This is a genomic window from Chryseobacterium sp. MYb7, assembly GCF_002979455.1.
Taxonomy (GTDB): domain Bacteria; phylum Bacteroidota; class Bacteroidia; order Flavobacteriales; family Weeksellaceae; genus Chryseobacterium.
This window is the reverse complement of the sequence record NZ_PCOU01000010.1, coordinates 104,482-130,741: the sequence shown is the minus strand read 5'-3', so window position 1 is coordinate 130,741 and position 26,260 is coordinate 104,482. Positions and strand designations below refer to the sequence as shown.

The following is a 26,260-nucleotide window of genomic DNA, read 5'->3' as shown; positions in this document are numbered from 1 at the left end:
TATAGCTTTTTTCTACTGTGATCTTTATAAAACCACCGTTATTACAGTGGTCTTATAAGATGTAAGTAGCCCGTAGGGGAATCGAACCCCTCTTACCAGAATGAAAATCTGAGGTCCTAACCGATAGACGAACGGGCCAGCTATATTATTACGCTAATTTATTAACGTGCTTTGTCAATTTGCTTTTCAAGTTAGCAGCTTTGTTCTTGTGGATAATATTTTTCTTAGCTAATTTATCCAATAAAGCGATAACTTTTGGCAGTTGTTCTGTAGCAGCAGCTTTGTTCTCTTCATTTCTTAAAGCTTTTAAAGCTGTTCTAGCAGTCTTGTGGTAATATCTGTTACGAAGTCTTCTAGTTTCGTTTTGTCTGATTCTCTTTAGTGCTGATTTATGATTTGCCATATCGTTTAAATGTGAGTGCAAAACTATAAACTTTTTTTAAAACTACCAAATTTATTTTCGAAAATTTTAATTTTCTTCTGAAAGGTACTTTCTAAGCTTATCTATTGCTTGTTCTATTTTTAAATTTTCTTGTTCTTTTTCTATTTTTTTGATCGTATTTCCCAGCATGATCAGTGCGTTGTTCCATTCCCCAGTGGTGTTGGTGAAAGTAAGTCCGTCAATTGTTACTTCAAAAGCAACCCTTTCTCCAGTCCTGTAAAGTCTGAAACTGATTTTATCATCTTTGCCTGTAATCCCGTCTTCATTGATTTTTAAATCATAACTTTTTGGGTTAGAGTGGATTTTCTTAAAAAGCAATTTCGCTTCTTGTATTTTTAAATCCGGCATGATATAAAATTTGGTAGCCTGTAGATAACTACAAACATGATTTATAAATAATATTTTTCATCAGTGTTGCCATATTTGTGTGACCAATTATGGTTAAAAATTTTTGCAAATATAATGCTTTTGTAATATATAATGAAATGGAACTGCTTTTTAAAACAACTCATCTAATGTTATGAGCTGTAACATCAAGATCATGAGGGAAGTAGGTTTTTTGATTAGATCCGTTTTTTAGAATTATTACCAATATTTAGAGTTATCTGCCTTCTGAAAAATGGAATAAATTTGAGAAATAGGGTGAAAACAAGAAATAAAAAAACCTTTAACTGATCAGTTAAAGGTTTGAAAATGGTAGCCTATAGGGGAATCGAACCCCTGTTGCAAGAATGAAAATCTTGAGTCCTGACCACTAGACGAATAGGCCAAATTTTGAGGTTGCAAAGGTAAGAATTAACTCTTTAACCTCAAAATTATTCTTTTAAATTATTTGTAGACTTTCTGTATCACTGTGTTTTTGATCCCTTTAGCTTCAAGATCTTTTTGAAGTTTTACGGCATCTTCTAATGTGTATACTTTTCCATAAGTATAATAGAACACTCCACTGTCTTTCTCTCTTTCAACATCTTTCAGGTTCTGAAGGATGTAAGAGTTACCATTCAGCTTGTCACCAGAGTACACTTCTATGGTGTAATACCCCATGTTAATCCTTTGGTTAGGCATGAAACCTACAGCAAAAGCATTTCTAAATCCTGCATCTTTAGCGGTTTTAAGATTAATATCTTTTACAGAGGCCATATTTGTTACAGCGTAGTAGTATTTATACTGTCCGTTTTCTTTAAGAGTCAGAATATAATTCAGACCTTTCAGGGCAGGATCATTTTCATTATATTTTGTTGGTGAACTCATTAATAGAATTCTGAAATCATTTTTCAGAGGAACTTCTGCCGGTTTTTCAGGTTCAGGTTTTTTTACAGCAAAAGAACCTCCGGATTTTCTGTCAACTGCTTTTTTGTAATCTATGATTGCATTATAGATACTCTCTGCAATCTCACTCTGTCCTTTATCTGAAGCAATATAGTGGCTTTCCTCAGGATGGTTGATGAATCCCGTTTCTATCAGTACAGATGGCATAGCATTCATACGGAGAACGTGAAGGTTTTTCTGGAAAACCCCTCTAGAGGATCTTTTATCTTTATTCACAAAGTTATCTTCCACTAATCCACCCAAAAGAAGACTTGATTCCAGATATTTGCTTTGCTGAAGTTTTAACGCAATTAGGGATTCCGGAGAATCAGGATTATAAGATCCGAAGGTCTGCTTATCTTTTTCATCAAGGAAGATTACATCATTCTCTCTTTTGGCAACTTCAAGGTTCTCATTGTTCTGGTTAGGTCCCTGAACATAAGTTTCTGTACCATAAGCTGTAGGTCTTTGAGAAGAATTACAGTGAATAGATACAAAAAGATCAGCTTTACTCCTGTTAGCCAGATTGGTTCTGTCGGATAGAGAAGGGTACTCGTCGATTTTTCGGGTATATATTACTTTGAAATCTCTGTTTTTCTCTAACATTGCCCCTACTTTTAACGTAATGGCAAGTGTAATATCTTTTTCTGCAACCCTTCCAATATCAGAATAAGTCCTGTTCGCTCCATGATCGCTTCCTCCGTGTCCCGCATCCAGAACGATAGTAAACTTCTTTTGAGAGAAAATAAAGTTACTGGTAAGGAGAAGGAGAAATGATAAAATTATTTTAAAATTTTGTTTGTACATCTTACAGTTATAAAAATTATATTAATTTTGAGCCTTAATTATATAGAATAACATTGGCCAAAACCGTCCTCAAAAATATATTACAAATTTTAATTATCCTAATTTTTAACAATTTTTTAGCACAGAAAACTCCTGAAAAATTGCCTAAAAATGCGGTTAATGATACTATTTCCAAAAAGGATACCATAGTTGTAAAAAAAGAAGCTTTAGACGATATTCTTCGTACAAAAGCTGATGATCAGAGAAGAGATATCCCGAAAAAAATGACTTTCCTGAACAAAAATGCTCAGGTAAAGTATCAGGATATGCAGATTGATGCAGATTATATTTCAATAGATGATAATAAAAATCTGATCTATGCGAGAGGAAAACAAGACTCTTTAGGAAAAATCATCGAACCTGTAATTACTACACAGGCCGGGAAAAAATACGAAACCAACGAATTCAGCTATAACACAAAAACCAAACAGGCAATTGCTTTCAATGCCCGAACAGAAGAAAATGAAGGGGTAATTATAGCTCAGAAGACCAAAAAATATAACGATTCCGTATTCGCGATGAGAAAAGCGGATTATACAACGGATGATTATTTTATCAAGAAAAAAGATACAGCTGCGGATTATTTTATGAGAGCTTATAATATTAAGCTGATTAAAACCAAAAATAAATCCCAGATCGTTACAGGGCCTATCCAGATGTTTATCGAACAGGTGCCTACACCACTTTATCTTCCGTTTGCTATTTTACCGTTTTCAGATAAAAGAGCAGCTGGTATCCTGATTCCAAGTTTTGGGGAAAGGGAAGATGTAGGGTTTTTCCTTAACGGAATTGGATATTATCAGCCGATTGGGGAACATTTTGACCTTAAAGTGTTAGCTGATATCTATACAAAAGGGAGCTGGAACGTACGTCCTCAGGTGAATTATCAGAAAAAATACCGTTACTCCGGAAACTTTACGGCAGATATTGGTACCATGGTGAGAGGAATCAAAGGTTTGGATGATTATACTAAAAATAGTACCTATAGAATCAACTGGACGCATTCTCAGGATTCTAAAGCCAATCCTTTCCTTACTTTCAGTGCCTCTGTGGATATCGTGAGTACAAAGTTTTATAATAACCCGCTGAATAACAATTACATTTTCAACCAGAATGTATTGAATACCCAGCAGAACTCTACGGTAACCCTTACCAAAAGATTTCTGAAGCTTCCGATGACCATTACTGGAACTGCTTCTTATTCCCAGAACTTTGCAACAGGGCTGGCAGATCTTCGCCTTCCACAGATGAACGTTGCCATCAACCAGTTCTATCTGTTTAAATCAAGAACAGGGATCAGACAGGGACTTCTTGAAAATATTACAGTGAACACCGGTTTCAACCTTACCAATTTCGTAAATACTCAGGAAAATGAGTTATTTAAAAAAGAAATGTGGGATAAAATGCAGACGGGTCTTAAAAACAATATTGCATTAACAACCAATACAACACTGGCAAAATATTTTACTTTTACTTTAAATGCGAATATCGACAATGCTTTGACCACAAAAACGCTGAACAGATATTACGATCCGGTAAAGAATGTAACCGTTGATGAAATCAATAAAAACTTCACAGGATATTCTACTTTCTCTACAACAGCCAGTCTTCAGACAACACTTTATGGAATGCTGAAGTTTAAAAAAGGCTCTGCGGTAGAAGCAGTAAGGCATATGATGACGCCAAGTATTGGTTTTACCTATGCACCAGATTTTTCAAGTCCTAACTTTGGATATTACAAAAACTATTATAACGCAACCGGAGCGCTGACGCCTTATTCTATTTTTGAAAAAGGAATCATCGGAAGTCCTTCAAGTGGAATGGTGGGAGCTTTAGGTTTCAATATCGGTAACAATATCGAGATGAAAGTAAAGTCTAAGAGCGATTCTACAGGAGTGAAGAAAATCAAAATTTTTGAATCTTTAAACCTTGCAGGAAGCTACAACTTTGCAGCTAAAGATCACCCTTGGTCAGTATTCTCAATCAATGGGCAGTCATCTTTCTTCAATAATAAACTTACCGTAAATACCAGCCTTTCGCTGGAACCATATAAAATTGATTTCTCTTCAGGACAAGATACGGGTGTAAGAACAGAACAGTTCGGGCATTTCAGTGTACAGGGATTCAATGTTCAGTTATCTTATCCTTTAAGCAGCGAAGTTTTTGGAGAAAAGACAGATTATGCTAAAAAATATTCTTCAAAAGGGGAAGTCCGAAATGAAAATTACTATTTTGATGATGATCATTATGCTCACTTTAATCAGGCATGGACTTTAAACATCAGTGCAAACTATGCTTATTCAAAAGGATTAAGCAGATTGGCTAACAAAATTGCATCGATTGGGTTGGATGGTAGTATCAAGCTGACGCCTTACTGGAATGTCAACGGAAGTACCCATTATGATATGGTGACTAAGCAATTGGCATATACAAGGATTGGTTTTTCAAGAGATCAGCGAAGCTTTACCATCAATTTCAACTGGGTTCCTTTTGGACAGTATAAAGTATATGACTTCTTTATTGGGATCAAAGCCAATATCTTAAGTGACGCATTGAAGTACAAAGACAGAAGTTTTACCCAGCCAAATGCGCCTTTCTAATATCAGATTGGCATTTGAGAATATAAATTTTATATTTGCAACCAAAATAAATTCTGGGAAAATCACTTTTAAGGAGGATATCTGAGATTGTGACTGCCATAACTATAGAAAAAAATAAATATCCATTATGAAACAAATAATCAACACAGTTAATGCACCTGCAGCTATCGGGCCTTATTCACAAGCTAATATGGCCAACGGAGTTTTGTATATCTCCGGACAGATTCCTGTAGATCCTGCAACTGGTAAACTGGTAGAAGGTATTGAAAAAGAAACGCACCAGGTAATGAAAAACCTTGAGGCTATTCTTACTGAAGCTGGTATGACTTTCAAAAACGTTGTAAAAGCTACAATCTTTCTTAAGAGTATGGATGATTTTGCTGTAATGAATGACATCTATGCATCTTACTTAGATTCAGAAAGCTATCCGGCACGTGAAACGGTACAGGTTTCATGCCTGCCTAAAAATGTGGATATCGAAATTTCTATGATTGCACATCAGGATTAATGAATTTTATAAGAAATACAATTGCGGTTCTGATAGGTCTTGGTATTGCAGGGCTTATTATTACTCTTGGTATAAGAGCTTTTCCGCAATGGATAACTTTTGAGGCTTTTGCTCCGTTTGAGCACTGGCAAAGGTTTCTTTTCAGCATGAAAGACGATAAAGCATTTTTCGGCTTCCTATTGTTTATTTCCGGATTAGGAACTACAATTGGGGGAGTTGCCACTGCTATTATTGTAAAATATGCGAAAGTAGCTTATGCTATTCTGATCGGATTTATTATGCTCTTTATAGCGATGCTGGATGTGATTATATTTCCTTATCATCCTACATTTTATAAGATTTCTATTTTCCTTACCTTTTTTCCGTTTTCCTGGATTGGCGGTAAGATTGTAGAAGTTATTTATGAGCGGAATAAGCAGAAAAGGATTGCTGAAAAAATGAATAAGTCTAAATAAAATATAAAAAACGCTGCAGATTTCTGCAGCGTTTTTTGTTGATATGAAAAACTATTTGTTTTCTGATTAAGGCATTTTGAATCCTTTTGTGTAGATTCTTCCGTAGTCATCCACGAATTTTACCTGTACATTCCCCTGATATTTCTCAAGGATCTTTTCTACATCTTTCTGTGAATTTACCGGCTTGCCATTTATTTCAATGATGATATAGTTGTCTACGATTCCGATTTTAGCCATTTCGCTGCCCTCAGATACGCTTTTAGCTACTACACCACTGTTCAGCCCGTATTCAGTTTTGAAACGATCTGTAAGAGGATCAAATTCAGCCCCGATTTTTTCCGTTACACTAAGATCAGCTTTCGTTCTGGTAGACGTTCCGCCTTTTTGGTCTCTGAGTGTTACAGAAGTAGTGCTTTCTTTACCGTTTCTTAAATAAGTAACCTGTACTTTATCGCCAGGACGCTTACTTCCGATAGACATAGAAAGATCTGCAAAATCTGTGATGTCATAATTGTCAATTTTAGTAACAACATCTCCTTTTTTCAGACCTGCATCTTCAGCACCGCTGTTTTCCCCAAATCCTGTTACATAAACTCCGGAACCTACTTTCAGATTCGTTTTGAATTGCTTGTTGTATGAAGTTACCAATTGATCATTAGAAAGGTCTAGTGACTGAATTCCTAAGAATCCTCTCTGTACAATTCCGAATTTCTTGATATCCTCAACAATTTTTCTTGCCAGGTTGGAAGGTACGGCAAATCCGTATCCCTGGTAATATCCTGTAGTAGACTGAATCGCAGAGTTGATACCAATCAGCTCACCATTTGTATTCACCAAAGCACCTCCTGAGTTACCCGGGTTGATCGCAGCATCCGTTTGAATAAAGCTTTCGATTGGGTTTGCTGCTTTTCCTTGGCTGCTTAAGATTCCGATACCTCTTCCTTTAGCAGAAACAATACCTGCTGTAACCGTAGAGTTTAATCCAAGTGGATTTCCTACTGCAAGTACCCATTGGCCTACATCAATATTGTCAGAATTCGCGAAATTTAAATAAGGAAGACCTTTTTCTTCAATCTTTAATAAAGAGATGTCCGTATTAGGGTCGGTACCGATCAATGTTGCGATATATGATTTCTTGTTGCTTAATACTACTTCCAGCTTATTAGCACCTGCTACCACGTGGTTGTTGGAAATAATGTAACCGTCCGGAGAGATGATTACACCAGAACCCATTCCCGATGGCATATTATCAGGAGCCTGCTGCTGCTTCTGTCTCTGCTGTCCCTGGCCTCTTCCTCCTCCAAAAGGATCTCCGAAGAAAAAGTCGAACAAGTCTTGCTCAGAAGCTCTGCTTGCTGTTCTGCTTTGGTAGTTTTTAATGGTAACTACAGCCGGAACTGTTGTTTTAGCTGCCTTTACAAAATCATCACCTACAGCTCCCGTATTCATTCCTGCGAATGAAGTGTTAGGTGCAGCTGTTGTGAAATAAGATTGATCTCCATTATTGGAGCTGTGTCCGAAATATTGTAAAGCTCCAACGGTAGTAGCTCCGGAGACTACTCCTACTACTGCAAATGGTAATAGTTTTTTTAAAGTACTCTTCATTGTATATCTTTCTTGTTTATTAATTAATTTCTTTATTATGTTTTTGAGTAAACAAATTTAATGTTAAATAAGTAAGCAATTAGTATGCTATGTTTCAATTTTAACTAAAATTTAACGGCTATTATGTCATTTTATACCTTATGTCATAATTGTTAATGTCAGAGTTAACAAAAATTAAAAAAAAATTAAAGAAAATATGGCATAATTAGCCCTAAGATACCATTTATTTTTCACCATTTTAATGTAAATTATTTACGTCTGACAGTTGTTTGTTAGTAACTCGTGATTTGTGCCATCAATAGACTTAATTCAAAAATTCTTATCTTTGCAAAAATTTTATTCTCACTTAAAACGTTTATAGCATGCAACTGTATAACACCTTAAGCGCAGAAGAAAGAGCTCAACTTATTGATGAAGCCGGTAAAGACCGTCTTACTTTGTCTTTCTATGCGTATGCCAAAATCGAAGACCCCAAAAAATTTCGCGACGAATTATTTATAGCCTGGAATGCACTTGATGCGCTTGGTCGTATTTATGTAGCAACTGAAGGAATCAATGCTCAGATGAGTGTTCCTGCGGATCAGTTTGAGGCTTTTCGTGGTACGCTGGAAGCTTATGACTTCATGAAGGGAATCCGTTTGAACGTAGCGGTAGATCAGGACAATTACTCTTTTTTAAAATTAACCATAAAAGTCAGAAACAAAATCGTTGCTGATGGTTTGAATGACGAAACTTTTGATGTTACCAATAAAGGAATTCACTTAAAAGCTCAGGAATTCAATAATTTACTCGAAGATCCTAATACGATTGTAGTAGACTTTAGAAATCACTACGAAAGTGAAGTAGGTCATTTTGAGGGAGCCATTACTCCGGATGTAGAAAACTTCAGAGAAAGTTTACCAATTATCAACGAACAGCTGCAGGATTTTAAAGAAGATAAGAATCTGTTGATGTACTGTACAGGAGGAATCCGTTGTGAAAAAGCGAGTGCTTATTTCAAACATCAGGGCTTTAAAAATGTTTATCAGTTAGAAGGCGGTATCATTGAATATACGCGTCAGATAAAAGAAGAAGGGATAGAAAGTAAGTTTATTGGGAAAAACTTTGTATTTGACCACCGTTTAGGGGAGAGAATTACAGATGATATTATTTCACAGTGTCACCAATGCGGAAAACCATGTGATAACCATACGAACTGTGCGAATGATGCCTGTCACTTATTATTTATCCAATGTGATGAATGTAAAGCTGTAATGGAAAACTGTTGTTCTACAGAATGTCTGGATACCATTCATTTACCCTGGGATGAGCAGGTGAAGCTAAGAAAAGGACTTCAGGTTGGAAATAAAGTATTCAGAAAAGGAAAATCTGATGCTCTGAAATTTAAAAACTCCGGAGAATTATCAGATAGACCTTTAGCAAAAGCTGAAACAAAAAATATCCGCCAAATAATTGCTGTCAAAAAAGAATTGATTGGAAAAGCAGAACATTACTATTCAAAATCAAAAATAGCACAGTTTTTAATTGAAAACAAAGATCTTTCAGTAGGAGATAAAGTATTAATTTCTGGTCCTACAACAGGAGAGCAGGAAGTTACTATTACTGAGATTTATGCGAACGGAGGACCTTGCGAAACGGCAAGACCAGGAGATCAAATTACTTTCGAGCTTCCATTCAGAGTTCGTTTGTCTGATAGACTGTATAGAATTGTGCAAAACGCATAATCTTAATTATGATGCTAAAAGCTGAGCTTAGAAAAAAATATACCCAAAAAAGAAAAGCCTTGTCTATTGATGAGGCTTTCTTGTTATCTGAGAAAATTTTTGAAAACTTCATTCAGTATTTCAAACCTGAAGAGTTGAAAAAAGTACATGTTTTCATCCCGATTCCGGCAAGAAAAGAAATTAATACCCAAATCTTTATAGACTATTTTTTAGCCCGGAATATCCGAGTTTATGTGCCTAAAATTGTAGGTGATCAACTTATTACTATTGAAATTTTTAAAGACACTATTTTTGAAACTAATAGCTGGGGTATTTCAGAGCCAGTTTCTAATGAAGATTCCGGTGAAAGTGCTTTTGATTGTGTGATTACACCTTTGTTGTATTGTGACAGAAAAGGGAATAGAGTAGGATATGGCAAGGGATTTTATGATGGATTGTTTCAAAATATATCCATTGAGACAAAAAAAATCGGAGTCAATTACTTTGACCCCGATGAATATGTGGATGATGTCTGGGATAATGATATTCCCCTTGACTATTTGGTTACTCCTACAGAAGTACTGTCTTTCTTAAGCGGTTTGGAATAAAAATCTAAAAAGTAAAATTTAAATTCTTTCTTGAGCTTGGAAGTAGAAAGCAGGATATATTGTGCATTCTTTTCAAAGCTTCCCAGAGATTTATTTTTGTTATCAAAGTATTCTACATTAAACTTGGCATAGTCCAGCGTATCTTTTTTGTAAAACTCTTTATAAACATTCAGGTTGCTCACCTTTGCTGTTTTCGCTTTCATGCTGTCAAGTTCTTTCAGTAATGTCTTAAATGTTAAAGAATCAGGTTTATGGAAGTAGCTTTCCATCTGAGAATAAATAACGGTATCTATTTCTGTATTTCTGTTTCCGCTAAGATAAAGAGTTGACAGATCCAAAAGTTCCTGTACTTTTTGTTTGGTAATGGAATTTATCGCCTGCATACTATCCATTTGTACTGCTGGATAGCTTTTTTCATTGTTGCTGTTTCGTAGTTTATCGAGGTCGCTTACCTCTGAGGTTTTATTATTACAGGCAATAAATAAAGTCAGAAGCACGGTGAAAATTAAAAGATTATTTATTCTTTTCATCTGTGGTAGCAATTTTAAATTTGATTGATACAATCTTACCGTTGTTATCCTTTTTCATTTCTATTACATTCAGGTTTTTCAGAGAGGTCGTTGGAGTGGTTACCAGAGTGATATATTTCTGTTTATCCAGCCTTTCAATGCCATAGGTGTCATTATCATACACTTGGTAGATGACAGCATTGCTGCTGATCAGGTTCTCCAGCTGATTTCTTTTTTGCTTAATAAGGGCAACCTGCTCATCCGGATTTCCTCCTTTGATATCTTTTATGGAGAAATAATACGCAGCCATCTTATAATCGTCTGGCTTTAGTTCTATTTTTTCCTCTTCAGGAGCATTTTCAAGATTTCTGTTAACTTCCAGAGGTTCATAAAAAGGAGCACTGATGCGCATTTTTAAATTTTTATCCTTGGTAGAATAATAAAAACACTCACCCGGCTTTATTTTATACATCAATGGAGATTCATTTTCTTTCACCACCATTATTTCTAAAGTGTTGATTACGGAAACTCCTCTGTCCTTATCAATGAAACAATATTTATAAGTTTTTGAAAAAAGTACATCTTTAAATCCTAAAAGACCGGTAATCGTAATCAAAACGGAAGTAACCAATGCCCAAGCGTTCTTTTTGAAGAAATTTTTCTTGGGTGGAACAGATGAAATTTCAATTTCATTTGTTATTGTTTTGTTTTGTGTAATGTTCTGGTTTTCAGTAGTTGATTTTTGTAAATCAGTATTTTCCTGTGGTGTAATTTCGATTTTTTTAGGCTGAATTTCAGTTTTTGGAAGTTCTGGAGCTTCAGAAACTGTTTTTTCAATTTCATCGATTTCTTCCTCTTCAAGATTCTCATTTTCCAGAAGCAATTCACCGGCAAAAAGATGCTGTTTTTTGAATTCATACCAGGAGTCGTAACCTGCATAAATACTCAATAAATTGAGCATGTCTATTCTTGGCAGTTTAGTGACTGGTGAATTTTTGAAATAGGTATAAAATGACTTCTCACTGATGTTCCCTTTCGCTTTTTTTCGAAGGTCTTCCTGAAAATATATAATATCTATACCCTTCCATTTGGATATGTCATCCTGCGAAGGGGTATATTCTTTTAAGTATTGACCCTGAACATCCTTTTTTAGCTGCTCAAAGTGTAATAGATCTAAATCTGTCAATTTTTCAAAAAATAATTAAATTGTTGATTATCAGCTATATTGTTTTGTAAAACTATTTTACAAAGGTATTACAATTATTTTTCATAAACAAACTTTCTAACTGCTCTACCTTTGTCTTGTTCAAATAACAGAACAGAAGAAAATTTTATAAAACAATATTAACAAAATTAAATTTAATTTATTATGAAAAAGTCATTATTCGTAGCTGCTATCGCTGCAATCTCTCTAGTTGCTTGTAAAAAAACTGAAGCTACTGCTACTGAAGGTACAACTGATTCTGCTGCTGCTACTGTAGCTGATTCTGCTGCTGTTGTTACTGATTCTGCTGCTAAAGTTGTTGATTCTGCTGCAACTACTGCTGTAGAAGCTACTAAAGATGCTGCTGCTGCTACTACTGCTGCTGGTGCTGAAGTTGCTAAAGATGCTGCTAAAGGAGCTGCTGATGCTGCTAAAGGTGCTGCTGACGCTGCTAAAGATGCTGCAAAAGACGCTGCTAAGAAATAATTCTAGCATAAGCTTAACAATAAAAGAACCGTTTCACCCAGTGAAACGGTTTTTTTATGCTTAATCATTGCGAGCCGAAGGCGAAGCAATTTCATATTAGAAATAATACTCAAATAATATTTACCCTTTCTTCTGTTTCAAAGATTCATAGCAGGTAATCGCTACTGCATTGCTCAGGTTTAAAGAATCAATACTACCGGCCATAGGAATAAGGGTGTTTTTTCCTTTTCCAATCCAGAAATCACTCAATCCGGAATGTTCCGTACCGAATAATACAGCAGAACGCTGTTTGAAATCCCGCTTATAAAGATCTTCAGCGCTTTCATCCATAAGAGTAGTGTAGATATTGAAATTATTCTTTTGTAGAAATTCCAATGTTTCCTCGTTTTCAGCCTGGTATACTTCCATCCCAAAAAGACATCCTACACTGGATCTGATTACATTTGGGTTATAAAAATCGGTTTTTCCGTCAGCTACAATCAGTGCATCTACTCCAAAAGCTTCACAGCTTCTTAAAATAGCTCCAAGATTTCCTGGTTTTTCAACACCTTCCACAATAATTATCGTAGAATCTTCTTTAGGAATAAATGACGAAAGTAAAGCTTCTTTAGCATGGTATACCCCGATAATTCCCTCGGAGCTTCCTCTGTAAGCTATTTTTTCATATATTTTATCACTTACATAATGTATTTTTCCATCAGGAAGAGTTCCTTTAAAGATATTTTCACAGATAAAGAACTCCAGCGGTTCAAAATCATACTGCATAGCTCTTTCATTTTCCTGCTGGCCTTCTACTACAAAAACTTTTGATTTTTTACGGAATCTGTTGTCAGTAAGGAGCTTAGTGACGTTTTTTATTTTATCGTTTTGAAAACTTTCTATCAACATGCTGCAAAATTATGCAAAATTTATGATTGAACTTCTCTGGTTTTGATAAAAAGGCTTTTCCACGTTACTTCAAACGGGATTTTATTTTTTCTTTTAAAATAGATGATAACTACTATCAAGACTGCAATTGAGATCAGTTTATACAGATTTCCATAGAGGTTTCCGGAAACATTTTCTGATACATTAAAGATTTCCCAGTACAAATTCATAAAGAAATGAAGGAAGATGGCAGTCCATAAGTTATATTCAGATTCAAAATATACCCAGGAAAAGAATACTGATCCTAAAAACGTAATGGTAAATATCTCAATAAGCTCCGTTATATTCTGACTTTGATATAAATGAACCTGTGCAAAGAGTAAAGAGCCTAATAAGACCGAGGATAAAAAACCATGCCTGGTAAACCTGTATAGTATTCCGATAAGAAAAGCTCTGAAAATAATCTCTTCAAAAAATGCTGATGAAAGGGTATTAATAAATAGTGTTTCAAAATTTATTTTACTGATTGCTGTAAAATGGATCATGTATCCGATAAGCATAGACAGAGTTCCTATAAGTGCCAAAGTGAATCCTTTGATAATGGACTTATTTAATGAAAGCAACTCTGAAATGCTTCTTTTGGGTAACAGAATTTTTAATGTAGCCATTAATGGAATTAAAGTTACTGAATAAGCAATAACGTGAGCTATGGCTTTGCTGTGAAATAAATCTTTTGAGAAAGTCTGTATGGTTTTAAAAAAGAAAAAATCGAAGAAATAGTAAGTCGTAAAACCTAGAATAAAGATTGAAAAGGAGCGGATGTTTTTACTCATGTCTGTTAAATTTTGAGCAAAAATGTGGCTTTAAATCTATGTTTTCAACTTAATGTGATGAATGACAAAGAATAGTGACGAATGACAAAATGAAGAATACTACTGTTGCAATTGAGGAATAATGGAAGGAATAAAACTTCTTGAAACCGGAATTTCAAAGTCTATTTCCGGAAGAATTAATTTATAGTCCTGAGCATTTCCTTTGAGATTTTTTACCCTTCTAAGATTAACTATATAAGAACGGTGGCATTTTTTGACAGAATCAGTTTCGATTTGTTGTAAAGCATTGGAAAAGCTTATTCTGATTACTGTTTTTTTTAAGCTGTTATTCTCTAAAAAGTAAAACGTACAGTAGTTTTCCATGGACTGAACGCAAAGAAAATCCTTTTCATTGATGCTAAGTTCTGTATTCTGAGCTGATATTTTTAACAAATTTTGTTGTTGTTCAGGATCCAAAACGGGAAGATGTTGAGAAATATCGTGGGCTTTCTTTTCACGAATGTTTTTTAAATAGATGTACCGCGATAAAATATAAATGATTGAAATGGGAATTCCGACTGCCAAAGAATACAGGAACATATAAAAATAATTGCCCAGATCAAGTTCTACATGGCTTAAGAATAACGAATTGTAAAAGTAGGATAGAACAGAGCCGAGAAATAAGATGAAAATTATTTTTAAAAGTTCTGCACCAATATTCCAGTTGCTAAAACGGGAAGTTATAAGATTAGCAATGAAAAATGCAGTTCCAAAAATAATGCAATAGGGGAAAAGTAATAAAAACTTATAGGGATGGTGAAAGCTTTCCGTACCAAAGGGCTGGAAAATAATCAGAAACAAATAGACAGCAATTCCTGCTCCCAGTGAAGAAACGAAAATTTCTTTGAAAGATTCGGATTTGGGGTAAGGATATGATGCAAAAGAAAACATAAAACCAGGATTTAGCTTTCTGATGGTTCAATAAAGTTGCCGTTGTCAATAAGACTTTGAGGCAGGTCTTTTTTGTTTTTGATTCCTAATGACTTCAGTTTTTGAGTCTGGATCACAAGGTTGTCATTTCCCGTATGTAATTGCTTGTAGGCATCATTGAATACATTTTTTGCTTGATCCAGATTTTTCCCTACTTTTTCTAAGTTGTCTACAAAACCCACAAATTTATCATAGAGTTTAGCTCCTCGTTCGGCAATCTCCATAGAATTTCTGTTTTGATATTCGCGTTTCCAAAGATCGGCAATTAGCTTAAGAGAGGTAATCAGGTTACTTGGGTTCAGTAAAAGGATTCTTCTTTCATAAGCATAATTCCAAAGATTCTGGTCTGCCTGCATTGCGGCAATATAAGCGGGTTCACTCGGAATAAACATCATCACGAAATCCATGGATTTGTCATAGTCATCATAGGCTTTTTGACTAAGTTGTGAAATGTGGTTTTTGATAGAGCCAAGGTGCTGGCTTAGCTTGATGGCATACACATCAGGATCGGTTTCATCTACCAATTCTGTAAAAGCAGTCAGAGAAACTTTAGAATCGATGATGACATTTCTTTCATCCGGATATTTTATAACGGCATCCGGGCGCATTTTCTTTCCGGAGAATTCTGAGAATAAAGCATTGTTGTCTTCATCGCGCAATTCATGTTCAAGGAAATATTCTCTTCCTTTTACGAGTCCGGATTTTTCAAGGATACTTTCCAGAATCATCTCACCCCAATTTCCTTGGGTTTTACTTTCGCCTTTCAGTGCACGGGTCAGTTTTTTTGCATCATCAGAAATCTGCTGGTTCAGTTCTGCCAGTTCTTTCACTTTTTCTGCAAGAGAGAAACGTTCTTTATTTTCCTTTTCGTAAGCTTCATTGACTTTGTTTTTTAAATCAGCTATTTTCTCCTGAAAAGGCTCAAGGATATTTTTTAAATTATTTTGATTTAAAGTGGTAAACTTTTCTGTTTTTTCTTCTAAAATTTTATTGGCAAGGTTTTCAAACTGAAGTTTAGAATCTTCCTGAATCTTAACAATTTCTTCTTTCTGGGTATCAAGAGAGTTTTGGAGACCTTCATTTTTGGCAGAAAGCTCAGAGTTTTTAGCAAAAAGAGTCTGTTTTTCAAGAATATGGGTGTCTATCTGAGAGGTCTGTCTCTGATGGGTTTGTTTTAACTCTTGAAACTGAGTATTTAACGATGAATATTCGGCGGAGATTTTAGAGAATTCATTTTTCAGATCATCCAGAAGATCCTGTTGCAGCATGTTGGCTTCTTTCTCTTTACTGATAGTCTGATTAAGTTCCTGAATCTTCAGGTTTGAATTGTCAAGATCAGACTGGGTTTTTATAGATAAGGTGTTCAGCGTATCATAAGAATTCCTTGAAACCATTGATGATTTCAACGCAAAATATAGGATTACCGCACCAAGGATAATACCTGCAAACAGCCCAATAATTAAATATATCATCTCCATCTTCCAAAATTATGAAAAAAGGCTGGAAGTTACCTCTCTCTTCCTTCTTCCAGATTCCTTTCTGAACAAGATTACTTATATTTATAGGAAATTTCAGAGACTTATGAATATTTTGTTGGTAGAAGATGATCAAAGAATCAGCAATTTCCTGATAAAAGGCCTTTCCGAGGCTGGCTACAATATGACCCTTGCAGATTCCGGAGAAAAAGCGCGTGACCTTATTCATATCTATGATTTTGATATTATTTTGATGGATATTATGCTTCCCGGATTGGATGGGATGCAGCTTACTCAAATTATCAGATTTAAAGGAAATTATACTCCGATTTTGGTTTTAAGTGCATTGAACAGCCCTGATGATAAGATCAAAATGCTGGATATGGGAGCTGATGATTATTTATCAAAACCTTTTCACTTTGAAGAACTGATTTCTAGGATTAAAGCCTTAACCAGAAGAAATAAAATGAGCTACCAGAAAGAAGACCAATATTTATCATGTGGAAATATTACAATTGATACCGATCTTCATAAAGTAACTCAGAACGATAAAGAAATAGAATTTTCTCCTACGGAATACAAACTTTTTACTTTCCTGATGGAGAATAAAAATAAAGTGCTGAGCAGAACTCAGATTTTACATAAGGTTTGGGGAATTGATTTTGATAATACAACGAATGTAGTGGATGTTTATATTTCCTACGTCCGTAATAAGATTGATGAAACGGAACAGAAAATTATTCATACGGTAAAAGGAACCGGCTATTTGATCAAAGACTGAAAATGACGCTCAGAAACAGATTTACCCTTATTTCAAGCCTCTCATTTGGCATCGTTTCTATCATCACATCAGCGGTGATATTCTTTGCCTATTATGACAGCACCAAGATTTTTTATTTTGAAAAACTTCGGAATGCGGCTCTTATTTCTGCTATTTATTATCTCGAAAAAGATGAGCTTCCGAAAGACCGGCATGCCCAGATCAAAAATGAATACAATCATCTGATTCAAAATAACAAAGTAGCGGTTTACAATCAGAATAACGAAGTGACTTTTGGACATAATCTGAATGACAAGAATATAAAACTTTCCCATTTACAGGCTGTCCGCAATAATAAAGGAATACAGTTCATGTCTGATAATCAATTCTACTATGGAATTTTTTATCCGGATAATCAGGGAGATTTTGTGGTTTTTGTAAAATCATCAAATGATTCATTTCAGTCGCAGATCCTGAGATTGGCTATTATCATGCTTTCTGTATTGCTGATCGGGCTTTTGGCAATTTATTTTTTGAGTAGATACCTTTCCAAGGTGGTTTATAAGCCTATCTCTAATGTTGTGGAACGTATTAATAAAGTGGATTATAATAATATTTCCACAGCCATTACTTCCACTAATACCAATGATGAGATTGAAGATCTTATAAAATCCTATAATAAATTGCTGGGAAGAATTTCTGAAAATGTACTCTTACAGCAGAACTTTATCAACTATGTTTCTCATGAATTTAAAACACCTTTAGCCGCTATTTCCGGAAATTTGGAAGTCTTCGCCCAAAAAGACCGCACGCCGGAAGAATATAAGGAAGTGGCCAAAGAGTCATTGGAAAACGTATATGAGATTGAAAATATCCTCAACAACCTTCTGCTGATGTCCGGAATGACAAAATTAGAATCTTCTCACAAACCTATGAGAATGGATGAGCTGATCTGGAAGATTTATGAGAAATTAGAACCTAAAGCAAAAGAGAGCCATTCATCCATTAAAATACAGCTTGAGGTAACAAAACCTTCTTTGCTGGAATTTCCCGGTAACGAAACACTGCTATACTTAGCATTATATAATATTGTTGAAAACGCCATCAAATATTCTTACGATAAACCTATCGTGATTACATTATCAGAAAAAAACAATCAATTGTATATTGAGGTCAGAGATCAAGGAAGAGGAATTCCGTCAGATGATCTTATAAAAATATCAGAGACTTTTTACAGAGGGAAAAATGTTGATACCGTGAAAGGCAGCGGTATTGGTTTATCCCTTTCAAAAAGCATTTTTGATCATCATCATATTGTAATGAAAATTGATTCTGTTGTAAATGTTGGAACCAATGTTCTCCTTGAATTTCCGGCTCATTCCTGATTGTGTTATTCGTGAAAATATTCGTGTTTTTAAAAGTTCTAATCAAACTCTAATGTTGAACTAACCGAATTTTAATTTTGTTTGAAATTCCCTCTAATATTAGACAAATAGCTTTGTGGTCTTAAAATAAGAGACCTTGAAGAAACTATTTTTTACACTATTTTATATTCATTGTTTCAGTTTCTTTTCAGCACAGATTTCAGATACCCTGAAAATTGGCAGAAAGGAAGCTGAGACTATCTTTTTGGCTAAAAACCTGGACCTCATTGTCCAAAAGCTTGAAATTTCACAAGCCGAGGCAAGAGCTGTTCAGGCTAAATACTGGCCTAATCCCAAATTAAGTATCAGTGAAGTGAATCTATGGAGAACTTATGACATAGAAGAACAACCTGCTCTTATCGGAAACTGGGGAAAAAATACCCAGATTTCTGCCGAGATCGAACAGGTAATTCAGACTGCTGGTAAAAGAAGGAAAAATATTGAACTCCAGAAAATAGAAGTGGAAGGAGAAAAGTATGAATTACAGGAAGTTCTGCGTGAGCTTAAAAAAACACTCAGAAATACTATTACCGATATTCTTTACAATCAGGAACAGCAGAAAATTTATCAGGGACAGATTGCTTCTATTGAGAAATTAACAAAATCCTATAATAATCAATTAAGTCTTGGAAACATCAGTAAAGCTGAATATGTCCGTCTGAAAGCACAGGAAATTGAATTCAAAAAGAAACTGATTTCATTAAAACAGGAAATCGAAGATCAGCAGGTAGAGCTCAAAGCCTTATTGATGCTGCCTTCTCAATCTTATCTGATTATAACAGATTCATTTGTGATGCCTGAAAAACAACTTTCTGAGCTGGAAGTGAACCAATGGATAGACAGGGCAAAAGAAAACCGCCCCGATATTATGATCTCAAAAAATAAAGAGAAACACGCTGCGAAAAACTTGGAAATTCAAAATGCAATGAAAACTCCTGATATTGCTGTTTCTATTGGATATGACCGCGGAGGAAATATTATGAAAGACTTTATAGGATTAGGTGTTTCTATGGATCTACCCATTTTCGATCGCAACAAAGGGAATATTCAGGAAGCTAAGCTTGAGATTGAGAAAAGCAAACTGGAAACCCGAAAAAATATGCTGAAATCCGAGAACGAAATTGTCTCTGTTTTCAGAAATTATATCAGAACACAGCAAGTTTCAGAAGAGATTGATGGAGATTATGAATCTACACTGGATGGTTTATTGGTCAGCCATGAGAAAAACTTCAGACTAAGAAATATCAGCATGCTGGAATACATGGATTTTCTGGATACCTACATCGGAAATAAAATGATCATCCTGGATACTAAAAAAGAATTGAATCAATATTATGAAAACCTGCAATATGTTGTAGGACAAGATTTATAAGATATGAACAAAAATATTACCCAATACATTGCTGCAGCTTACCTGTCTGCCCTCATGATTTTTACAGGCTGTGCCGGAGAACAGGAAAATAAAGAAGCTGAAAAAGGCTACTGCATCAGCAAAGAGCTTAAGAAAGATATTAAACTGGCCAAAGCAGAAATGCTTACCATAGAGGAAAGTATCACCCTTACCGGAGAAGTGGAAAGCAATTCGGACAAAACGGTTCCTTTCGTAAGTCTTGTGGACGGAGTGGTGATTGATACCTATTTCTCACTTGGTGATTACGTGAAAAAAGGGCAAACGTTGGCAAGTGTAAAAAGTACCGCTGTGAATGAAATGCAGGATGATACCCAAACTTTGCAGGCTCAGCTGGCCGTTGCGAAAAGAAAGTTATCTTCTGTAGAAGCCATGTATAAAGATGATATTGCCTCGCAGAAAGATTTGCAGGAAGCTCGCTCCGAAGTGGCTATATTACAATCCAATATTTCCAAGACACATAAAAATATGCAGTTGTATTCAGCGGGAGGGAATACGATTCAGATAAAAGCTCCGGCAGACGGATATGTTATTTCAAAGAATATTTCCAAAGGAATGCCAGTTACCGCAGGAGGAGATCAGCTGTTTACCATTTCCAATCTGGATAAAGTATGGGTTATGGCGAATGTCTACGCAACCAACATGAGACATGTGTATGTCGATCAGCCTGTAGTAGTAAAAACACTTGCTTATCCTGATGACAGTTTCTCTGGAAAAATCAATAATATCTCTCAGGTTTTTAATGAAAATGAAAGAGTGCTGAAGGCTAAAATCATTATGGATAATAACGGAATGAAGCTAAGACCGGGAATGTCCGCAGATGTTGTATTACCGATCAATTCACAAAACAAAAGTGCATTGGCAATTCCTGCAAAAGCATTAATCTTTGATAACAACCAAAGCTATGTAGTGGTTTATAAAAAAGACTGTGAACTTGAGATCAGACCTGTAACGGAAATCGCATCCAACAGCCAGTATATTTATGTAGAAGGTAATTTAAAACCAGGTGAAAACGTCATTGCTTCCAACGGACTGCTGATTTATGAAAACCTGAAAAACCAATTAAATAATTCCACGAAGTAATGCGAAAATTTGTACAGAATATAGTTTCCTTCTCTTTAAAAAACTCACTGATCGTTCTTTTGGGAACTTTTCTTTTGCTGGCAGGAGGAATCTATTCCTACATGCATACTCCCATTGAAGCATTTCCGGATGTTACCAATACAAGAGTGAGAGTCATTACCCAATGGCCGGGAAGAAGTGCTGAGGAAATAGAAAAATTTGTCACATTACCGATTTCCAAAGAAATGAATGCCATCCCGAATAAAACCTCGGTACGTTCTATTTCCTTATTCGGATTGTCTGTGGTTACTGTGATTTTTGATGATCATGTGAATGATTTTTATGCACAACAATATGCTTCCAATAAATTAGGAAATGTAAACCTCCCCGCCGGAGCAGAGTATAGTATTGAGCCTCCTTCCGGTGCTACAGGTGAAATTTACAGGTATATTATCAAAAGTAAACTTCCCATCAAAGAAGTAACAGCCATTCAGGATTGGGTGGTAGAAAGAGAATTGCTTGCTGTTCCGGGTGTAGCTGATGTGGTGAGTTTTGGTGGAGAAGAAAAGACCTATGAAATAAAAATTAATCCTACGGAACTACACAATTATGACCTTTCCCCCCTGGATGTGTATGAAGCGGTTTCGAAGAGTAATATCAATGTAGGAGGAGATGTAGTGGCAAAGGGTGATCAGGCTTATGTAGTGCGGGGGATCGGTCTTTTAGAGAAAAAAGAAGATATTGAGAATATTCAGATCGAAGTTAAAGGTTCTACCCCTATTTTGGTAAAACATGTTGCGGAAGTAAAAGTTTCAGCGAAACCAAGATTAGGGCAAGTAGGATACAACAAAGAAAATGATGTTGTAGAAGGAATTGTAATCATGCTTCGAGGTGAAAACCCAAGTGAAGTCATTGCAAGACTGAAAGACAGAATACAAGAACTTAACGGGGGAGAGCTTCCCGGTGATGTGCAGATTGTTCCGATCATCGACCGTACAGAGCTTGTGAATACTACGGTTCATACCGTTTCCAAAAACCTTATTGAAGGGGTTATTCTCGTTTCCATTATTGTATTTATTTTTCTTTACAACTGGAGAACAACTTTCATTGTAGCATCAGTGATTCCGTTAGCTTTCCTGTTTGCTATTATTATGTTGAAAATTCAAGGGTTGCCAGCCAACCTGATCTCCATGGGAGCTTTGGATTTCGGACTGCTTCTGGAGGGAACGCTGGTCATTGTAGAACATGTCTTCGTCGCCCTTGAACTTAAAGCCAGGGCAATAGGAGTGAGGAGGTTCAATAAAATTTCAAAATTGGGAATCATCAAGAAAAGTGCAGGCAGTGTGGCAAGTTATATTTTCTTTGCCCTGCTGATTCTGATCGTTGCCCTGATGCCAATTTTCTCTTTCCAGAAAGTAGAAGGAAAAATGTTCTCACCATTAGCATTTACATTGGGATATGCATTATTAGGATCATTAATTTTAAGCTTGACCTACGTTCCGGCAATGTGTAAGCTTTTGCTGACGAAAAATATTGAAGAGAAAGAAAACTTTATTTCAAGATTCTTCAGAGTCAATATTTACAGAATTTATGAGTTCAGTGACCGTCACAAAAAAGGATTTATCATTGGCTTCGTTGCCTTGCTTGCCATTTGTGGATGGAGATTCTCCAATTACGGATCTGAATTTTTACCAAAATTAAACGAAGGTGCAATCTACGTAAGGGCAACCCTTCCAAACAGTGTCAATCTGGATGAATCTGTACGATTAACCAAAGAGATGAAGGAGATCCTTATGAAATATGATGAAGTGAAATTTGTCATGACCCAGACCGGCCGGCCGAATGACGGAACAGATCCCACCGGATTTTTTAATATTGAATTTAATATCCAGCTCAAGCCGGAAAATGAATGGAAGAAAAAAATATCCAAAGAAGAACTTCTGGAAGAAATGAGAGTTTCCCTTGAGAGATTTCCGGGAATCAATTTTGGATTCAGCCAGCCGATACAGGATAATGTAGAAGAATATGTAGCAGGAGTAAAAGCTCCATTGGTGATTAAGATTTTTGGAAATGATCTTTTCGAACTTGAAAATTATGCCAATAAAGTAGCCAATTCCATCAGAACCGTTCCGGGAATATCAGATGTGAATGTTTTCAAAAATATTGGGCTTCCGGAATTGAGAATCCAGCTCCATGATTCTAAAATGGCAAAATATGGTGTTTCCACAGCAGATGCACAAGCTGTTATTGAAATGACCATCGGAGGACAGGCTGCCACGAAGTTTTACGAAGAAGAAAGAATGTTCGACGTAATGCTTAGGTTTGAAAAACAATACAGGGACACTCCTGAAAAGATGGGAAATATTCTCATCCCGACTCAGGATAATAAAAAAGTTCCGCTGAAAGAAATTGCAACCATTGATTATCATACCGGGCCATCATTTATTTACCGTGAAGGAAACAGCAGATACATCGGTGTTGGGTTTAATATCGAAGGACGTGACTTAGGAAGTACCATTCAGGAAGCCAAAGCGAAAGTAGATAAAGAAGTAAAACTTCCGAAAAATCATAAAATGACTTGGGCCGGAGAATTTGAAAGTAAAGAAAGAGCTGCAAAACAACTGGCAATGGTAGTACCAATTTCTTTAGTTCTTATTCTGATGCTGTTGTATTTCAACTTTGGAAACATAAAAGACACGCTGATTTCTTCTATTACACTGGCATTTGCGTTCATCGGAGGATTTTTATCCCTTTGGTTTACGGGAACCATCTTCGGAATTTCAGCAGGAATCGGTTTTATCATCCTTTTCGGAGTAGCAACCATAGACGGTATCGTTCTGATCGGAGTAATGAAAGAGAACCTGCAAAACAGAATGTCGCTCAAAGAATCTATTTCTTTAGGAGTGAAAAGCAGAATCCGTCCGGTGGTAATGATCGCGCTGATGGGATCTATGGGACTTCTTCCGGCAGCGATGTCAAACGGAATGGGCTCTGAAATTCAGAAACCTTTAGCCATTATGATTGTAGGCGGGCTGATCGTCTGTATGCTGCTGTCATTTACAATACTGCCAATCATTTTCCATTATGCCTACCGAAAAAAGCATAAGGAAGCAATATAGTTTCTTTTATTTTGTTCATTATGAGGCCGGGATCCGTGAGGAAGATCCCGGCCTTTTTGTTACGTATTCTTTGTAGACTCCAAAATCTCAATATTTTTTACCACATCACCGCTTTCACAATTTTTAAGTTCTTTTAAAAGAGCGGGAGTGAGGATTTTTGGGCTCAGAATTTGGGTAGCAACTTTTGCGGCAGCATAATCTACAATGCCAATAACGGATTCTCTCAGGAAATTCGGTGTGTTGGATGCAATCACTGCTGTTGCCCAGGAAGTGTCTCTTGCTTTGGAAATAGCAAAATCAAGTACAGCATTATCCTTTCCGTTAGAGAGTTTATCAATAAGATCTACAGGATAACAGATTTTATTCAGAGAATCCTGCACATTCTGATTGATGGAAGCAATGACATTATTAATGTTCTCGAAATCTTTTTTCAATGGATTGATCTTCCGGTAAGGCATTATAGTGGCAGCCGAAATTCCCAGATCCAGATTGATGTGAGCATTCATACCCAAAAATATATGCTGCAATATCAATAAATTCTTGTTTTTAGCAGCTTCAAAAGCAGTATACCAAGAGTTGGTGCATCTTTTTCCTTTGCTGTAGCTTTCCCATGCCTGAAGATACCTTTGTGCGAAAGCAATGTCAAGAGATGTCATTCTGGGATTGTCTTCAAATTTTTTCTGCTGGATTCCTTTCAGAACCTGTGCTGTCATAATTCTATAAGTACAGGCAAAATATCCTGCAGGACTCTTGCTTTCTTTGCACCAGATAATAATTTCATCCAGTTTTTTCAGAACTTCCTCAATGGTTTTCATGATAGTTTTTTGTTTACTTAAAGATACTAAAAAAGTGAGCCGGAAAGCTCACTTTATGTATTGTTCGTTCAGATTATGGAGTGAAGATAATCGGATCTGGGAAGGGTTCAAGAATAAGTGGCTTGCACATGGCAGCCGGTTGGCAGGTTCCTCCCATGCATATAAAATTAGTCATCGTGGTAGTGCCGTCTGGACATCTGATCATGCCTTCACCATGGCATCCTCCGGGACATTCTGCCGGATACAGTGTTCCTCCGAATACATCTTTCAGCTCTGTTCTTGAAAGTTTTGTAATGTTTAATCTTTTCATGAAATTAATTTTTAATTATGGTGTTGGTTTATTGTAACTCGCTCACAATTAATTAGATATGGCGAATTGTTGTTTAGCTAAAATAATTAAATCAATTCATTAAAACAAGAAATATTATTAAAATTTTTATATAATTCATGGATAATTGATTGAAATATAGAAGTTTTAAAAATAAATTGTATATTTATTTCCAGACAAAGAGAAATAATAAAGAGGAATCCGAAAATCTTAAGAGTAGGAAATCAAATTAAACTAAATTAATCATGAAAAATTTAAAAAGCTTAAACAGAAAAGAGCTAAAAACTGTTTTAGGTGGTGCAGCATTAGTCTGTGAAACACCTGTTGATGGAGGATGTCCTGCGGGATACATATTCTGCAGCAATCCTTATTGCTGTTATCCACCAAGAAAACCGTATATTTGTTTTGATTAATAAAAAAATCCCTCAACTGAGGGATTTCTTATTTCTTAATGATTTTCTTTTGAGATTTCATCATGATGTTTGAGATACAAAGGCAGTGCTGCTGAACCATACCAAGGGAAAATTTCATAACTAAAGACTCCAGCTTGTACAGCGGGATCTGTTTTTACCCATTGCTCAGCTTCTTCCTTAGACTTGGTATTGAAAATAAACATGCCACGGTAGTTTTCTTTATTCTTTTCAAGAAAAGGTCCGGCTACAACAATTTTACCTTCATCTGCCAGCTTACCGATATTGGTCATGTGGCCTTTCATAAGTTCACCCATTTTAGCTTTGTCTTCAATCTTAGCAGAACCTGTCGTCAGCATGACAATAGTATAGGGTTTCATTCCATATTGATCAGCTCCTAAAGAAGTGGCCAGTTCCTGGTTATATTTAGGTTTTTCAGCTTTCTTTTCTTGAGCAAAGGACAGTGCTGATATAAGGAGGGATACCGTTAGTAATGTTCTTGATTTCATCTTGTTT

25 protein-coding genes and 2 tRNA genes are annotated in these 26,260 nt (G+C 35.8%); 12 read left to right on the top strand and 15 right to left on the bottom strand.

The genetic code is table 11. The annotated features are described in order from the left end of the window. Positions 1-66 precede the first annotated feature (66 nt). From CQ046_RS10440 to CQ046_RS10420, 5 genes are all read right to left on the bottom strand, one after another. Positions 67-138: transfer RNA gene (locus CQ046_RS10440), tRNA-Glu, on the bottom strand. Between the two features lie 10 nt (positions 139-148). Further along, complete coding sequence (gene rpsT, locus CQ046_RS10435) at positions 149-403, bottom strand: 30S ribosomal protein S20 (protein ID WP_002983073.1); 255 nt, start codon at positions 401-403, stop codon at positions 149-151. A 66-nt stretch (positions 404-469) separates the two neighbouring features. Further along, entirely contained in the window at positions 470-790 is a 321-nt protein-coding gene (locus CQ046_RS10430) for a hypothetical protein (protein WP_105702182.1), read from the bottom strand. A 346-nt stretch (positions 791-1,136) separates the two neighbouring features. Next, positions 1,137-1,211, bottom strand: a tRNA-Glu gene (locus tag CQ046_RS10425). Positions 1,212-1,270: 59 nt separating this feature from the next. After that, the gene (locus tag CQ046_RS10420; protein ID WP_105702181.1) at positions 1,271-2,557 is read right to left on the bottom strand and encodes an N-acetylmuramoyl-L-alanine amidase; all 1,287 of its coding nucleotides are present in this window, start codon (positions 2,555-2,557) and stop codon (positions 1,271-1,273) included. 53 nt (positions 2,558-2,610) lie between these two features. Between CQ046_RS10420 and CQ046_RS10415 the strand changes: the two genes are divergently transcribed. The 3 genes from CQ046_RS10415 (at position 2,611) to CQ046_RS10405 (ending at position 6,159) form a co-directional block, all read left to right on the top strand. Then, positions 2,611-5,196: a putative LPS assembly protein LptD gene (locus CQ046_RS10415; protein WP_105702180.1), complete on the top strand. Its 2,586-nt coding sequence runs from the start codon at positions 2,611-2,613 to the stop codon at positions 5,194-5,196. Positions 5,197-5,323: 127 nt separating this feature from the next. After that, on the top strand, positions 5,324-5,704 hold the full coding sequence (locus tag CQ046_RS10410) for a RidA family protein (RefSeq protein WP_034694591.1): 381 nt from the start codon (positions 5,324-5,326) through the stop codon (positions 5,702-5,704). Then, the gene (locus CQ046_RS10405; RefSeq protein WP_105702179.1) at positions 5,704-6,159 is read left to right on the top strand and encodes a hypothetical protein; all 456 of its coding nucleotides are present in this window, start codon (positions 5,704-5,706) and stop codon (positions 6,157-6,159) included. Before CQ046_RS10410 ends, CQ046_RS10405 begins: the two co-directional genes overlap by 1 nt. A 66-nt stretch (positions 6,160-6,225) precedes the next feature. Here CQ046_RS10405 and CQ046_RS10400 read toward each other — a convergent pair whose 3' ends face one another. Then, positions 6,226-7,764: a trypsin-like peptidase domain-containing protein gene (locus tag CQ046_RS10400; RefSeq protein ID WP_105702178.1), complete on the bottom strand. Its 1,539-nt coding sequence runs from the start codon at positions 7,762-7,764 to the stop codon at positions 6,226-6,228. A gap of 362 nt (positions 7,765-8,126) precedes the next feature. Between CQ046_RS10400 and CQ046_RS10395 the strand changes: the two genes are divergently transcribed. Together CQ046_RS10395 and CQ046_RS10390 are read left to right on the top strand one after the other, a co-directional pair. Beyond that, positions 8,127-9,488, top strand: a complete 1,362-nt coding sequence (locus CQ046_RS10395) for a rhodanese-related sulfurtransferase (RefSeq protein ID WP_105702177.1) — start codon at positions 8,127-8,129, stop codon at positions 9,486-9,488. An 11-nt stretch (positions 9,489-9,499) separates the two neighbouring features. Then, positions 9,500-10,075 carry a 5-formyltetrahydrofolate cyclo-ligase gene (locus CQ046_RS10390; RefSeq protein ID WP_105702198.1) on the top strand — a complete coding sequence of 192 codons (576 nt, stop codon included), beginning with the start codon at positions 9,500-9,502 and terminating at the stop codon, positions 10,073-10,075. Here CQ046_RS10390 and CQ046_RS10385 read toward each other — a convergent pair. Beyond that, positions 10,024-10,605 (bottom strand): hypothetical protein, encoded by a 582-nt coding sequence (locus CQ046_RS10385; RefSeq protein WP_105702176.1) that lies wholly within the window; start codon positions 10,603-10,605, stop codon positions 10,024-10,026. The two genes, CQ046_RS10390 and CQ046_RS10385, sit on opposite strands and share 52 nt — an antisense overlap. Beyond that, entirely contained in the window at positions 10,589-11,770 is a 1,182-nt protein-coding gene (locus tag CQ046_RS10380) for a hypothetical protein (protein WP_105702175.1), read from the bottom strand. Before CQ046_RS10380 ends, CQ046_RS10385 begins: the two co-directional genes overlap by 17 nt. A 183-nt stretch (positions 11,771-11,953) precedes the next feature. Between CQ046_RS10380 and CQ046_RS10375 the strand changes: the two genes are divergently transcribed. Next, a complete protein-coding gene (locus tag CQ046_RS10375) occupies positions 11,954-12,274 on the top strand; it encodes a hypothetical protein (RefSeq protein ID WP_105702174.1) in 321 nt (106 codons plus the stop codon). A 120-nt stretch (positions 12,275-12,394) separates the two neighbouring features. On the opposite strand, the gene CQ046_RS10370 is transcribed toward CQ046_RS10375, so the two are convergent. The 4 genes from CQ046_RS10370 to rmuC form a co-directional block, all read right to left on the bottom strand. Further along, positions 12,395-13,162 (bottom strand): TrmH family RNA methyltransferase, encoded by a 768-nt coding sequence (locus tag CQ046_RS10370; RefSeq protein ID WP_105702173.1) that lies wholly within the window; start codon positions 13,160-13,162, stop codon positions 12,395-12,397. A gap of 20 nt (positions 13,163-13,182) precedes the next feature. Next, on the bottom strand, positions 13,183-13,974 hold the full coding sequence (locus CQ046_RS10365; RefSeq protein ID WP_105702172.1) for a CPBP family intramembrane glutamic endopeptidase: 792 nt from the start codon (positions 13,972-13,974) through the stop codon (positions 13,183-13,185). Positions 13,975-14,073: 99 nt separating this feature from the next. Beyond that, positions 14,074-14,904, bottom strand: a complete 831-nt coding sequence (locus CQ046_RS10360; protein ID WP_105702171.1) for a LytTR family DNA-binding domain-containing protein — start codon at positions 14,902-14,904, stop codon at positions 14,074-14,076. Between the two features lie 11 nt (positions 14,905-14,915). Further along, entirely contained in the window at positions 14,916-16,421 is a 1,506-nt protein-coding gene (rmuC, locus tag CQ046_RS10355; protein ID WP_105702170.1) for a DNA recombination protein RmuC, read from the bottom strand. A gap of 103 nt (positions 16,422-16,524) precedes the next feature. On the opposite strand from rmuC, the gene CQ046_RS10350 reads away from it, so the two are divergent. The 5 genes from CQ046_RS10350 to CQ046_RS10330 all read left to right on the top strand — a co-directional run bounded on the left by CQ046_RS10350 (position 16,525) and on the right by CQ046_RS10330 (position 24,191). Then, positions 16,525-17,199 (top strand): response regulator transcription factor, encoded by a 675-nt coding sequence (locus CQ046_RS10350; protein WP_105702169.1) that lies wholly within the window; start codon positions 16,525-16,527, stop codon positions 17,197-17,199. A 2-nt stretch (positions 17,200-17,201) separates the two neighbouring features. Continuing rightward, on the top strand, positions 17,202-18,563 hold the full coding sequence (locus CQ046_RS10345) for a sensor histidine kinase (protein ID WP_105702168.1): 1,362 nt from the start codon (positions 17,202-17,204) through the stop codon (positions 18,561-18,563). Between the two features lie 136 nt (positions 18,564-18,699). Next, entirely contained in the window at positions 18,700-19,974 is a 1,275-nt protein-coding gene (locus CQ046_RS10340; protein WP_105702167.1) for a TolC family protein, read from the top strand. A 3-nt stretch (positions 19,975-19,977) separates the two neighbouring features. After that, a complete protein-coding gene (locus CQ046_RS10335; RefSeq protein WP_105702166.1) occupies positions 19,978-21,093 on the top strand; it encodes an efflux RND transporter periplasmic adaptor subunit in 1,116 nt (371 codons plus the stop codon). Further along, a complete protein-coding gene (locus CQ046_RS10330) occupies positions 21,093-24,191 on the top strand; it encodes an efflux RND transporter permease subunit (protein ID WP_105702165.1) in 3,099 nt (1,032 codons plus the stop codon). The genes CQ046_RS10335 and CQ046_RS10330 overlap by 1 nt, the downstream gene beginning before the upstream one ends. A 59-nt stretch (positions 24,192-24,250) precedes the next feature. Here the strand turns inward: CQ046_RS10330 and CQ046_RS10325 are convergent, their stop codons facing one another. Further along, the gene (locus tag CQ046_RS10325; protein WP_105702164.1) at positions 24,251-25,006 is read right to left on the bottom strand and encodes a DUF5995 family protein; all 756 of its coding nucleotides are present in this window, start codon (positions 25,004-25,006) and stop codon (positions 24,251-24,253) included. 73 nt (positions 25,007-25,079) lie between these two features. Next, the gene (locus tag CQ046_RS23415; RefSeq protein WP_123906604.1) at positions 25,080-25,316 is read right to left on the bottom strand and encodes a hypothetical protein; all 237 of its coding nucleotides are present in this window, start codon (positions 25,314-25,316) and stop codon (positions 25,080-25,082) included. Positions 25,317-25,579: 263 nt separating this feature from the next. Between CQ046_RS23415 and CQ046_RS23555 the strand changes: the two genes are divergently transcribed. Next, positions 25,580-25,747 (top strand): bacteriocin-like protein, encoded by a 168-nt coding sequence (locus tag CQ046_RS23555; protein ID WP_165790501.1) that lies wholly within the window; start codon positions 25,580-25,582, stop codon positions 25,745-25,747. 35 nt (positions 25,748-25,782) lie between these two features. Here the strand turns inward: CQ046_RS23555 and CQ046_RS10315 are convergent, their stop codons facing one another. Next, positions 25,783-26,253 carry a YciI family protein gene (locus CQ046_RS10315; protein ID WP_105702162.1) on the bottom strand — a complete coding sequence of 157 codons (471 nt, stop codon included), beginning with the start codon at positions 26,251-26,253 and terminating at the stop codon, positions 25,783-25,785. Positions 26,254-26,260: the final 7 nt, after the last annotated feature.